The organism is Salinimicrobium sediminilitoris (assembly GCF_020866905.1).
GTDB lineage: Bacteria > Bacteroidota > Bacteroidia > Flavobacteriales > Flavobacteriaceae > Salinimicrobium > Salinimicrobium sediminilitoris.
Window position 1 is genome coordinate 221,122 of sequence record NZ_JAIVCC010000009.1, and the last position, 11,761, is coordinate 232,882.

11 protein-coding genes and 3 pseudogenes are annotated in these 11,761 nt (G+C 37.7%); 7 read left to right on the plus strand and 7 right to left on the minus strand.

Features of this window, described 5'->3' with window-relative positions; translation table 11 throughout:
• Positions 1-4 precede the first annotated feature (4 nt).
• Positions 5-451, minus strand: a complete 447-nt coding sequence (locus LA313_RS10895; RefSeq protein ID WP_228914828.1) for a hypothetical protein — start codon at positions 449-451, stop codon at positions 5-7.
• 311 nt (positions 452-762) lie between these two features.
• Between LA313_RS10895 and LA313_RS10900 the strand changes: the two genes are divergently transcribed.
• On the plus strand, positions 763-1,416 hold the full coding sequence (locus tag LA313_RS10900; RefSeq protein ID WP_228914830.1) for a phosphatase PAP2 family protein: 654 nt from the start codon (positions 763-765) through the stop codon (positions 1,414-1,416).
• Positions 1,417-1,423: 7 nt separating this feature from the next.
• Here the strand turns inward: LA313_RS10900 and LA313_RS16450 are convergent, their stop codons facing one another.
• The 3 genes and pseudogenes from LA313_RS16450 to LA313_RS10910 all read right to left on the minus strand — a co-directional run bounded on the left by LA313_RS16450 (position 1,424) and on the right by LA313_RS10910 (position 3,356).
• Positions 1,424-1,879 (minus strand): sensor histidine kinase, encoded by a 456-nt coding sequence (locus LA313_RS16450; protein WP_408641372.1) that lies wholly within the window; start codon positions 1,877-1,879, stop codon positions 1,424-1,426.
• Positions 1,828-2,682, minus strand: coding sequence for a sensor histidine kinase (locus tag LA313_RS10905; protein ID WP_228914837.1), 855 nt, complete (start codon positions 2,680-2,682; stop codon positions 1,828-1,830). The genes LA313_RS16450 and LA313_RS10905 overlap by 52 nt, the downstream gene beginning before the upstream one ends.
• Positions 2,679-3,356 (minus strand): annotated as a pseudogene (locus LA313_RS10910) (response regulator transcription factor). The gene LA313_RS10905 and the pseudogene LA313_RS10910 overlap by 4 nt, the downstream one beginning before the upstream one ends.
• A gap of 111 nt (positions 3,357-3,467) precedes the next feature.
• On the opposite strand from LA313_RS10910, the gene LA313_RS10915 reads away from it, so the two are divergent.
• The 3 genes from LA313_RS10915 (at position 3,468) to LA313_RS16425 (ending at position 4,843) form a co-directional block, all read left to right on the plus strand.
• A complete protein-coding gene (locus LA313_RS10915) occupies positions 3,468-3,899 on the plus strand; it encodes a PepSY-like domain-containing protein (protein ID WP_228914840.1) in 432 nt (143 codons plus the stop codon).
• A 406-nt stretch (positions 3,900-4,305) separates the two neighbouring features.
• Positions 4,306-4,572, plus strand: a complete 267-nt coding sequence (locus LA313_RS16420) for a DUF488 domain-containing protein (RefSeq protein ID WP_333473554.1) — start codon at positions 4,306-4,308, stop codon at positions 4,570-4,572.
• Positions 4,573-4,588: 16 nt separating this feature from the next.
• Positions 4,589-4,843: a DUF488 family protein gene (locus LA313_RS16425; protein ID WP_333473555.1), complete on the plus strand. Its 255-nt coding sequence runs from the start codon at positions 4,589-4,591 to the stop codon at positions 4,841-4,843.
• A 22-nt stretch (positions 4,844-4,865) separates the two neighbouring features.
• On the opposite strand, the gene LA313_RS10925 is transcribed toward LA313_RS16425, so the two are convergent.
• Positions 4,866-6,140 (minus strand): chloride channel protein, encoded by a 1,275-nt coding sequence (locus LA313_RS10925; RefSeq protein ID WP_228914842.1) that lies wholly within the window; start codon positions 6,138-6,140, stop codon positions 4,866-4,868.
• Positions 6,141-6,333: 193 nt separating this feature from the next.
• Between LA313_RS10925 and LA313_RS10930 the strand changes: the two genes are divergently transcribed.
• From LA313_RS10930 to LA313_RS16455, 3 genes and pseudogenes are all read left to right on the plus strand, one after another.
• The gene (locus tag LA313_RS10930) at positions 6,334-6,519 is read left to right on the plus strand and encodes a hypothetical protein (protein ID WP_228914844.1); all 186 of its coding nucleotides are present in this window, start codon (positions 6,334-6,336) and stop codon (positions 6,517-6,519) included.
• Positions 6,513-7,427 (plus strand): annotated as a pseudogene (moaCB, locus tag LA313_RS10935) (bifunctional molybdenum cofactor biosynthesis protein MoaC/MoaB). The gene LA313_RS10930 and the pseudogene moaCB overlap by 7 nt, the downstream one beginning before the upstream one ends.
• 871 nt (positions 7,428-8,298) lie before the next feature.
• A pseudogene (locus LA313_RS16455) lies at positions 8,299-10,203 on the plus strand (FUSC family membrane protein); the annotation flags it as partial.
• Between the two features lie 297 nt (positions 10,204-10,500).
• On the opposite strand, the gene LA313_RS10945 reads toward LA313_RS16455, so the two are convergent.
• Together LA313_RS10945 and LA313_RS10950 are read right to left on the minus strand one after the other, a co-directional pair.
• Positions 10,501-10,977: a Dps family protein gene (locus LA313_RS10945; protein ID WP_228914848.1), complete on the minus strand. Its 477-nt coding sequence runs from the start codon at positions 10,975-10,977 to the stop codon at positions 10,501-10,503.
• A 269-nt stretch (positions 10,978-11,246) separates the two neighbouring features.
• Entirely contained in the window at positions 11,247-11,750 is a 504-nt protein-coding gene (locus LA313_RS10950; protein ID WP_228914851.1) for a nucleoside deaminase, read from the minus strand.
• Between the last annotated feature and the right edge of the window lie 11 nt (positions 11,751-11,761).

Sequence of the window (11,761 nt, forward strand, 5' to 3'; positions counted from 1 at the left end):
TTCTTTATTTCCAGAATTTCCTTTCACTATCTAATCTTCCTGCGGCATCAAGCACGATGTCCTCATCAAGAAAAAACCGTTTCACTTCGGCCTGATAATAAATATCCTCTCCCTGTCTCACCCACTCGGGATCTTCTATTTTCTTTTGTCCGTAATTTTTTTGAAGAGCTTCCTGAACTTCAATGGGGAGTTTATTCCAGGTGATCTCTTTCTTTTCCTTCAGAATATTTCCGGAGGTGCTAAATAGGGCTGAATAGTCATTTCCATTTATTTCAAAATCCACCTCATAATCCTCACCAATCGAATTAAATTCAGGATCTGTGCCGTCAGGATATTGAGTCCAGAATTCATTCAGCACAACAGAAGGCACTTCCGCATAAGGATAATCATCGTCGTCGCAGGAAAGCAACACGAAACTCATCAACACCAGGAAGAGAATTCTATAATTCATTTTTTGTTTCTACGAATTTGCGGAAGAAAACTGGAAGGAATTGGGAATTTGATCCTAATTTCAGAAAGTACTGGAGCAGGATCTTACATACCAAAGCCTTCCTGTGCTTCATTTTCTTTCCCGATCATATTTAACTAAGGTCATCAACAAACGCTTTCTAAAAAGAATATAGAAGGGATAGGGGCATATTCCTGTTTCTTTCCAGATTCACCTCTTTCCTTTAGCTCCATTATACCTTCAAGGATTTTTATCAAAAATTCAATTTTGAAGATTTATGAACTATTAAAAAATTCAATCTAATTGGCTATTCTATGCAAACAAGATTTATCGGAAACAAAAATATCACCAATCAATTTTTAGTAGTTTTAATACTGCTGTTCATCTCCCTAAGCGCATTAGTCTACTTCTTTCCACCGACTTTTATTGATATTAAAATTTCTAAGGAAATTCAAGATGAACATGGTGCCATTGAGAATCTAATGATATTCATAAGTTGGTTTGGAGGTACAATTAAAGTTCTAAGTCTAAGTCTTGGTGCAGCTTGTGTATTCTATTTCATGAAATATGTAAAAGAAGCGCTTTTCATAGCATCAACAATGCTCGTTTCAGTAGTCAATTACGGCTTTAAGCTCCTAATCGACCGTCCGCGTCCTGACAGCAGTCTGGTAAACATTCTTCAGGATGCAGAACATCATAGTTTTCCAAGCGGACATACCTCTTTTTATGTAGTATATTTTGGCTTCCTGATTTTCTTGATGATCTATTTAAAAATACCGAAAAAGAGACTGAGATCATTGGGTATTTTCATTTGTGCCTTTCTTATTGCTACGATTCCATTTTCGCGAATCTATTTGGGGGTCCACTGGGTAACAGATGTTATAGGAGGATTTGTATTGGGACTGATAATGCTCATAATAATTATCCAGACTTATCTTTCAACCAAATCTTCAAAGATCAAAAAGTAATTCAGATTTAAAAATTCACACTGAAATGATGCTTTTGATTCGAATAATAGTAGGTTAGTTCCAGGTCCATTTTGTCAACTATAGCCTTTGAAATAGCCAGACCAAGGCTGGTAGAATCTACTTTTTCGGCGCCTTTAAATCTGCTGAAGATCTTGCTTTTTTCGAGAGCTCTTATTCCCGGATTCTTAAATTCTATCCTTTTAGAGGAAATCTCGATCTCAACCTCGGTGTCTGAAGCGCTGTGGAAAATGGCATTTTTGAGCAGGTTGGAGATCAGTATCCTAGCCAGGTCTTTATTTCCTAAACCAGCGATATTGTCTTCTTCAGATAAATTACTTTTACCTCCCGGTGTGCGGCAAAATCTCCGAAATCGGCCATGATCTGTTTTACAAGGGCATTCCAGTTGATCTTTTATTTTTCTGCAAACTGCCTGTTTTCGATACGGGAAAGCAATATCAGTGATCTGTTGAGACGAGTAAGTCTTTCCAGACTTTGAAGAACTGCACCAAGCTCTTCCATTTGTTGGGGCGGGAGATCAGTATTTTCGGCCATTAATTCCAGTTTATTGATGCTTATTGCGAGAGGAGTTTGTAGCTCATGCGAGGCATTTTCAATAAATTCTTTTTGACTCTTGTAACTTTCCACAGATTTCTTCAGCAGCCGGTCGATTCGTTCATTGAGCAATTGAAATTCCTCAATTTTAGTATATTCAAATTCGATTCTGTTATTTCTTTCTATGCTGAATTCCTCCAACCTACGGAGGAGCTTGTAAAATGGCTTCCATGCCTTTTGCTGAAAAAAGCTGTTCAGCAACACTATGGTTAGGATCAGGCCCAGATAAAGCCACAGGAGCGAAAAGAAAAGTTCCTTCCTTAGATCATCTTCCTCGACCATTGAAGTCACTACCTTTATCTTGTAAAACGAACCATCCTGTTGAAAAACGCTTTCTAAAAGGCGTACCGGTTCATATTCTTCCTCATTTTCCATAAACATTAAGGTGTCCCGGTAAGCATCAGTAACCCCCTTACTAAATTCGGGTGTTGTTGGAGTAATAATATAATTGCCGTCTTTGAATGCATTTTTTTTCAGAACTGAAGAATCTTGTTTTGCTTTCCTTATTACCAGCGTTTTTTGATTGTCCAGCCCGTCATCCATTCTGTCATAGATCTCATCTAATATTTCGAAATAAAAGATAAGGGCCCACAAACCGAGTAAAAAGACAAGGATTACTGCGAAGTAAGTAGTAGTGTAATTGAGTAATTTCATGGAATCAGGAGCTTATAACCAATTCCATAGACTGCTTTGATCTCCAGTCCCGCATTCTTATCGGATAGTTTCTTTCTCAAATTTTTTATCTGCGAATAAATAAAATCAAAGTTATCTGTCTGGTCAATATAGTCGCCCCAAACATGTTCAGCAAGCGCGGATTTGCTTACCAGCCGGTCCTGGTTGGTGCCAAGGTAGAACAGTACAGCAAATTCCTTTCGGTTAAGTTCGAGTTCTTCTCCGTCCACTGCGACCAGGTGGCTGTCGATATTTATGCTAACATTCGCAATTTTAAGCAAATTGCTGCCGTCCAATTTCCGACGACGGAGTACAGCTTTGACCCTTGCGTTGAGTTCGGCCATATGGAAAGGTTTTGGGAGATAATCATCGGCACCTAATTCCAAGCCTTAAACTTTATCGTCAAGAGAATCCTTAGCAGAAACTATGATCACAGAATCTGAAAATCCTTTATCTTTTAATATTCTCAGGATCTCGAGGCCATTTCCGTCGGGCAGACCGATATCCAGGAGAATGCAATCGTAATCGTAAACTCCTATCTTTGACATGGCTTCTTCATAAGTTGCGACAGGCTCCACCAGGAAATTTTCCTTTTCCAGGGTGGCCTGCATATTCTGCCTCATGTCTTTCTCGTCTTCAATGATCAGGATCTTCATAGTTCCAAAAGTAAGAGTGAATTTGGGAAAGATTTAGGTTTCGTCAAAAGCTGATTCCTAACTTTTTCCAGATTTAAGAACTTACTTCGCCTCAAATTAAAAAAACAAGTTATGAAAAAAGTAATTGTATCGGCGTTTTGCGCCTTCTTCTCAGTTGGAATGTTTGCACAGGTAAACACCAATAATTTACCGTCTACTGCACAAGATTTCATCAACAAGCATTTTTCCTCAGTTTCGGTGGTAGATGTGGATGAAAACAGCAACTGGCAAATTTGGGAAGATGAAAAATACGAAGTAAAACTGTCTAATGGTATTGAGCTGGATTTTGATGAGAACGGTAATATCATTGAGATCGACAGTAAAAACAATGAAGCTATTCCAGTGGCGACATTACCCTCAAAAATAAGTTCTTATCTACAGGCCAATTATGCCAATGCGCAGGTAATTGGATGGGAAAAACAGGACAATGAACAGGAGGTTGAGTTAGCCGATGGTATAGAGTTAGAATTTGATGCTGAGGGGAACTTTAGAAAGTTAGACTAAATCCTAATTTAGAAAATGCAGTAAATATAGGTTGCCAGGTGGCAACCTATATTTATTTTAAAGAAAATTTTATTTAGTACCGCTGGTAATTAAAAGCTGATTATACAAATTTTGAATGTTAGATAACTTGACTTTATTCCTACCTTTTTGGGCCGGGAAATTGCGAATGTATAAATACATTTTTTATCATTTTCTTATTAATTAATATCCCATTATTAAAGTCTTGAGCCTGAAAGTCGAGGAAGAACTGACACTCATTAAAGAAAATCATAGTGATAAGAAATTTCAGGAAAATACCAGTGAAGAATTTTGGAAGTAATTCCAAGACTTAATCGTCGTAGATTAGAGTTATTTTGAAATTCTGTGGAAATTGCCTTAACTTCTTTAGAAAAACAATCCACAACCAATGACAAATAATTCAGAAATTTTTACTGTAGGTCACTCCACTCGTTCTCTGGAGGAATTTCTGAACATCCTCAATAACTTTGGAATAGAAGTACTTGTGGATGTGAGACGATATCCCGGTTCCAGGAGGTCTCCTCATTTTAATAAGGAAAATCTAAAAAACTCTATACCCGAAAATGACATTTTTTATCATCATTTTGAAGATCTAGGTGGAAGGAGAAAAACCAGCAAAAATTCTACAAACAGGATGGAGACTGCTATCCTTTAGACGTTACGCAGATTTTATGGAAACTGATATTTTCCGGAATGCCGTAGAAAAGCTTGAGGAGTTAGCCTGTGAATCTAGAGTGGCATATATGTGCTCAGAAACTGTATGGTGGAGCTGCCACAGGGCATTAATTTCTGATTTAATGAAGTTAAGAGGCTGGAAAGTGACGCATCTTATGGCCACTAATAAAACCATGGAACACCCTTACACCAAGCCTGCAGAAATTATTAATGGCAAATTAAAATATTCAAAAAATATCTCTGAAAGCTGATTTTAGGTAGATTATTTCTTAATTAATCTTTTTTTGGATCCATCTGAGAGGAAATGAAAGGAACTCTGGGAGCAAGAAAATATCCTGTAAGACTTGCGAAAAGAATAGGAATGAAATAAGCAAATCCTGTGAGCGTTGCCAGCAGAATTGTTGTACTCATGGGAGTTCTGGTAACGCAGGCATTAATAGCTGCCATACAGCTGATAATAGCAAGGGCCGGATCTACAGAAGGAAATAAATTATGGATTATAAGCCCCAGGGTAGTACCTACAAAGAAAAGCGGAATTATAAAACCACCTCTCCAACCTGAAGTCACTGTAATGGCAATAGCGAAGATCTTAAAGATCAGGATCAAGACCAGGAAATCCAGATTTAGGTCTGCAAGAAGAAGGTTGTTGAGCTGATGATGTCCAAAATAGCGGGTGAGAGGAAAGTAATATGCAATGGTTCCCAAAGCAATTCCTCCAATGAAGGTTTTCACATAAACCGGTAGCAGCAACTTACCAAAGCCGGCCTTAAAAAATTTGGTGCAAAAAATAAACACCCAGCCTAAAAGGGTAGCTGCAACGCCAAATAGGACGGCGTATGCAAAATCAAATTTCCCCTGAACTTCATAAGTGGGCAGGTCCCATATAGGCCCCAGCCCCAGGTGGATGATCAGTGCAAAAATTACGTAACTAAAGCAACTAGCTACAAATGCCGGGATTATCGCTTTATAATATTCGGCGGCGTGTTTGTGATGAAGAATTTCAAGAGAGAATAGGCTACCTCCCAAAGGTGCACCGAAGAGAGCTGTAAATCCCGATGCCATACCTGCAATGCTCATCGATCTTAGATCTTCCCCTTTTAACCGCAGCACTTTTCCAAACCAGGATCCGGTGGAACCTGTAACCTGCACCAGTGGTGCTTCAGGTCCAAGGCTGCCTCCCGAGGCAACGCAAAGCAATGAGGACAGTACCATAGAAGGATTATTCCTGGAATCCAATTTACCCTTATTAAATCGGATATTGTTTACTATAAGATCGATCTCGCCAGGATCACCAATAAAATGAATAATGAGTCCTGCCAGCAATCCGGAGATAGCCATTGTTGGAATTACCTGCCAGCCTTCAAAGATGGCTAATCCGTGCATCATAAATTCCAGAATGATCCAGTAAACGCCGGCTATAAGGCCACCAATGATCCCAAGAATTGCCCAGAGGAAAAAGTGCCGGCTAAATACGAAAGGATTAAATTTAATTGGTTCGTCCAGAAGATTAAGATATGTTATTAATCTTCTCTTGTCTTTAATCTTCATTTCAGTTTTAAGTGAAGGATAAAAGTTTAAATATTCTCTAATGACGGCAATTTATAAAAATATCTAACGAATACTAGTGGTTGCAGCATTTGCTCTATTACCTGAATAACAGCCAAATAATATAACATTAACTGATCTTGCTCATTTTTTTTAGGAAAGAACAGGGATAAGTGTGTCCTAAATTTAAGGTTTTATGAAAATTCTAATCCTGTCAGATTTTTCACCAGTTGCAATTAATGCAACCCATTATGCAATGGATTTGTTGCAGAATGAACAGGTGACTTTTACTTTGTTGAATATTTGGTTTGGGGGAAAGAATTGCTGGAAAGCGACAAAGCCAGCTGGAAAGAAAACACCTGATAAGCATTTGAAATGGTAAATATTACCCATAAATCCAATACCCTTAGAAAAGCTATTGCCCATGCGGTTGTCCGGGCAAGTTCTTCTGAAACCATTCATGCAATCGAGCAAAAAAAGGTTCCAAAAGGAGATGTGTTTGAAATGGCAAAAACCGCCGGACTTTTCGCGGCGAAACGCACGAGCGATATGATCCCCGATTGCCACCCGTTACCTGTGGAATACACGAACATTAGATATCGCATTGAAGACCTTGCAGTTTTTGTTGAAGTCGAAGTGCACACCATTTATAAAACCGGTGTGGAATTGGAAGCTATGCACGCCGCTTCGGTTGTGGCTTTGACCATGTACGATATGCTTAAACCCATTGACAAGGGAATAACTATAGAAAACATCAAGCTGCTCGAAAAAAAGGGCGGAAAAACCGATTACAGAAAAGTAGTGGAAGAAAATGATCTTAAAGCTACAGTTATTGTTTGCTCTGACTCCATTTCTGCAGGAGATTAAGAGGATCGGGCAGGGAAGGCTATAATTGGTAAGCTAAAAGCCTATGAAGTAGCCGTGGAAGATTATCTGATCATTCCAGATGAGAAGGACCGGATCCAGGAACTCATAAAGCAAAAATGTGCGGCAGGGGTTAATATGGTCATTCTTACAGGTGGCACAGGGGTTTCTCCCAGAGACATCACTCCCGAAGCGATTAGGCCCCTTCTGGAAAGGCCTGTTCCCGGTATAGAGGAGGCAATTAGGAATTACGGACAGGAAAGGACGCTCTATTCTATGCTGTCGCGTTCGGTATCAGGTTTAATTGGAAATACCCTGATACTTGCTCTTCCCGGTTCCACAAAAGGCGCAGAAGAATCTATGGATGCAGTTTTCCCGGCGGTGATGCATATTTTTAGAGTGTTGGCTGCTTTTAATCATGACTGAGTCATTTTGAAATGATAGTGAAGTGATAAATTTTTGAGAAGAATTCAGTCCGGATTCTGGTATAAATATGAAGGGTATTCGAAAACTTTCTGTCGAACTATAGACTCTCTCATAAAAAGTTATAGAGGGATAATACTTCTCCCAGCTCTAGTTATATTCCTCGTAAACTTCTAAATATCGCATTGTATTTTCTATTCTGCCAGCATTAGTATTGAGGTGCTTTAGGTGCTATTAAAATGTAGCCTAATGCCTTTTCTCTATTGTTCTTCACAGCTATTGTAGATTCTCTTTTGGGTATAGGTGCTGCTAGTCCTGTGGGTGACAACTAATATATGAAGCTAAGTTTTATCACTAGTACTTATTCGTTTTTGCAGTAAAAAATTATAAGAATTCCACCCTCTTTAGTTTATCCAGTATTTTAGGCTAAAGCTGTAAATTTTGATTTTTTAGATTTTGTATTCCTATAAGTAGTTTGCAAAATGTAGAAGCTTAATATAATGTGCTTTGTGATTTATTTTATAATGGAATCTGTGAGATATAAGGCTTATATTAGTATAAAAACATTTTTATTTTGGGTACTGTTTCCCTTTTCACTTCCGAAAAACTTAAAAAATTTCAAATTTTCCTGAAAAGCATGGTTTTTTCGAGGGCGGTTCTCGTGGGTATAGCGGTAAGTCTACCCATAATTATAGGGACTCAACTGGGATATTTTGAAATTGGATTAGCACTTAGTTTTGGAGCCTTTTGGAGTTCGCCGAGTGATATTAGCGGTAATTTTCGACATAAAAAAACAGGTATTCTTATCTCTGCTGGATTGGCAATGGTTGTAAGTTTTATTTGAGGGCATCTTCATTACGAAACGTGGCTTTCTCTTCCTGTTTTAGGGATTTTAAGTTTTAGTATTGCCTTGATTTCAATCTATGGATTTCGTGCTTCACTAATCAGTTTTTCGGGACTTTTGGCCCTGGTGCTTAGCCTCGCACACGATTCAGAGAAGCTGGAGATTTATCAATTTGCTCTGTTAATAGGTGTGGGAGGGCTTTGGTATTTGTTCCTGGTCAAAATTTTATATCGCTTAAATCCAAAGGCAGAGACAGAGGAGCTAATGTCTGAAACTTACGAACTAACCGCAAAATTTATAGCAACACGTGGAGAATTGCTCGATACACATAAAGATTCTGAAAAACTGTACTCTAAATTAATAAAATTACAAGATGAGCTTACCGATAATCATGAGGTCCTGAGAGAAATTTTAATCCTTTCCAGAAAAAATTCCGGGTGGTCGAATTATCAGGATAAACGCTTGTTAATATTCGTGCAATTAGTGGAAATGTTGGAAACACCAACCGCTAATCCAGTAAATTATGACCGAATGGAAGCTCTCTTTAAAGATCATCCCCAGTTCATTAAAATTTTTCAGAACATTATATTCAGAATGTCGGACCAACTGCAGATAATTTCAGAAGCGGGAAACAGTAAAATTAGTCTGGCTAAAAACGAAATTATAAGTAAGAGCCTTGAAGATGCAAGACTCCAAATTAACCAACTTCGTGAATCCGGGAAATATGAGGAATATCTCATGCTCCAAAATTTGCTCGAATATCAAATAAAACAATTCAAAAAGCTTAAAAGAATAAAATGGTTGTTGGGGGATAATAATCCTACGGCAGTCGAAACTATTGATAGAAAAACTACCAAAGGTTTTATTGTACTACAAAAATATGACCTGGAACTATTGAAAAGGAATTTTAATTTTAAGTCTGGTATTTTTAGACATTCGTTTCGCCTGGCGGTTACCATTATGATTGGTTATACAATAGGTGCGCTTCTGCCTTTTCAGAACCCTTACTGGATTTTGTTGACTATTATCGTCATTATGCGACCCAGCTACGGACTCACAAAAAGTCGCGCAAAAGACCGAATAATAGGCACATTTATAGGCGGAGCTATCGCCACTGCTATGGTTTTCTTAATACAAAACCCAATTGTGTATGGTATCCTGGGCGTGGCCTCTCTCGTCATTTCGCTTTCCATGGTACAAAAAAACTATAAAGCTTCAGCGACTTTTATTACTTTGGGTGTAATTTTTATGTATGCCATTTTACAAACAGATGTCCTCTCCGTGATAACATTTCGAATTTTAGATACTCTTGTAGGAGCTATTCTTTCTTATGTTGCCATGAGATGGCTTTTGCCCACATGGGAGTTTGTCGAAATCAAGAAAAGTATTAAAAAAAGCGTGCAAGCCAATAAAGATTTTTTTCATGCAGTCACTGAATATTATCAGCAGAAAGGAAAGATCCCAACCTCCTATAAAATAGCACGGAAAACGGCATTTTTAGAAACCTCTAATTTAAATGCGGCTTTCCAGCGAATGGCGCAGGAACCCAGATCAAAACAAAGGGAAACCGATAAAAGTTATGAACTGGTTGTTTTGAACCATAGATTTTTGGCATCATTAGCTTCATTAAGCACTTATATGCAACACCAAAAAACTACCGAAGCATCGAAGGAGTTCAAAATGGTAACTGCGAAAATTGAGGAGAATTTAAATAACGTTCTCAAATGTCTAAATCAAAGAAATTGTGACTATACGAACACTTCGAGCTTAAAAGCTTCTTTTTTTGAGGAACAAATACCCAGGTTCGATTCATTGAAAGTTGAGAATTTTTCAAATAATCTTCAAGAGGCGCATTTGGTGTGGGAACAACTGGAATGGATGTTTTCTGTTAGTGATAAGATGTTGAGACTGACCGAAACTTTAAAAAGTATTTAAGATTTTCTCATTCTTGAGCGGCAAAAAAAATAGAACGCTTCGGCTGTCTAGCCGGTAGAAAAGATGCAAGAATGAAGTAGCGAAGTAGACAGGCCTGTTATAATTAACGAATAATAAATATTGTGAAACACCTCTCAAAAATGAAATTTTTAACTACTATATACAAACCGTCTTAAAATGACAAATTTCGGGCTCAATAAAATCTTAGATTACATTAAAAAACTACTCCCCTTATATTCTTGTAAATTAAATAAATAAAAAGGTAGTAGTTCATAAAAAAACATCGAATACTTTAAATTATTTTGATATACTTGCCCGGAGCATCCAGGCCATTTCTTCATGCTCCATCATTAATCCTGTAAGGAAATCTGCCGTACCTGCATCTTTATAGGTCTCTTCCACTTCAGAAATATTACTCCTGATGAACTGAATGATGGCATCATGGTCTTCCAGTAAGGTTTTAATATAATCCTGGCTAGAGTTACCGTTATTGGCCTCTTCAGATAAATGGGTCAATTTCAAAAATTGTTTTAAGGTTGCGGGAGCATAAGATCCAATCTTACGAATTCGTTCTGCTACACTATCAATTGTTTTTTTTATGCTGTTGTAATGCTCCTCAAAAAACAAATGTTTTGTGTGAAAATCGTGACCTTCAAGATTCCAATGTGCTCCTAACGTTTTTGTGTAAAGCACAAATTCATCAGCCAAAAGTTGGCCTAAAACGACTGCTACTTTTTCTCGGTTTTCTTTTGTAATCCCAATGTTAGTTTTCATTTTATCCTGAATTTTGATTTATAAATTGTTTAAATGATTTCAACTTCAATTGTGTACATTTCCCGCCACAGATTTTGTGTTTTAACTTCTACTTTATAAGATAATAAAATTTATGTTTATAACCATGATTAAGTTTCAATGTGAGCTGTAAACATTCCGATTTTAAAAATTCTTCATTTCAATCTTTCCTAATTATTTAATTGCAGGGTTCAAGCGTTGGTATTGTAGAGCTAAGCGGACATAAAACATCCATAAAATTTCTTTCAATTTTATAAGGTTTTGTGGTGATATCGCAGTTGTAAATCCTTTATTTTCTGAAGAAGCTCCCCTTCAAAAGGACCTTTAATTTTCGTTAACTTAATTATGTCTTGAATGGGAATATTATTGACAGGTGGAGGGGAAGCATCCACTTCCTGCAACCATTGGGACAATTGATCTGCCGAACTTAAATAAACAATAGTACCCAATTCTACCCACCCATGGGCGGCAGCACACATGGGACAATGTTCACCACTGGTATACATTGTGGTGTGTTCTCTTTCTTCTTCAGAAAGATTTACTGCCGCCCAATGCGCCAGTTCTATTTCAGGATGTGCAAGCTTGTTAATTTCATTCACCCGGTTGCGGGCTTCAGCAATTACTTCGTTTTTTTGGTTAACCAGAATAGACCCAAAAGGCTCGTCCCCGGCATTTAAAGCTTCTTCAGCTAAAGCCAGGCAATGTTTTAAATGTTCAATATCCTGTTTTGTAAAGGTCTCTTGAGAATTTTTCATGCGCTTTATAG

What these genes read in the sequence shown, in the direction of transcription:
- LA313_RS10930 (WP_228914844.1), top strand. Translation starts at nt 6,334, where the DNA reads ATGAAAATTCTAATCCTGTCAGATTTTTCACCAGTTGCAATTAATGCA.
- LA313_RS16425 (WP_333473555.1), top strand. Translation starts at nt 4,589, where the DNA reads ATGGAAACTGATATTTTCCGGAATGCCGTAGAAAAGCTTGAGGAGTTA.
- LA313_RS10950 (WP_228914851.1), bottom strand. Translation starts at nt 11,750, where the DNA reads ATGAAAAATTCTCAAGAGACCTTTACAAAACAGGATATTGAACATTTA.
- LA313_RS10900 (WP_228914830.1), top strand. Translation starts at nt 763, where the DNA reads ATGCAAACAAGATTTATCGGAAACAAAAATATCACCAATCAATTTTTA.
- LA313_RS16420 (WP_333473554.1), top strand. Translation starts at nt 4,306, where the DNA reads ATGACAAATAATTCAGAAATTTTTACTGTAGGTCACTCCACTCGTTCT.
- LA313_RS10925 (WP_228914842.1), bottom strand. Translation starts at nt 6,140, where the DNA reads ATGAAGATTAAAGACAAGAGAAGATTAATAACATATCTTAATCTTCTG.
- LA313_RS10895 (WP_228914828.1), bottom strand. Translation starts at nt 451, where the DNA reads ATGAATTATAGAATTCTCTTCCTGGTGTTGATGAGTTTCGTGTTGCTT.
- LA313_RS10915 (WP_228914840.1), top strand. Translation starts at nt 3,468, where the DNA reads ATGAAAAAAGTAATTGTATCGGCGTTTTGCGCCTTCTTCTCAGTTGGA.
- LA313_RS10945 (WP_228914848.1), bottom strand. Translation starts at nt 10,977, where the DNA reads ATGAAAACTAACATTGGGATTACAAAAGAAAACCGAGAAAAAGTAGCA.
- LA313_RS10905 (WP_228914837.1), bottom strand. Translation starts at nt 2,682, where the DNA reads ATGAAATTACTCAATTACACTACTACTTACTTCGCAGTAATCCTTGTC.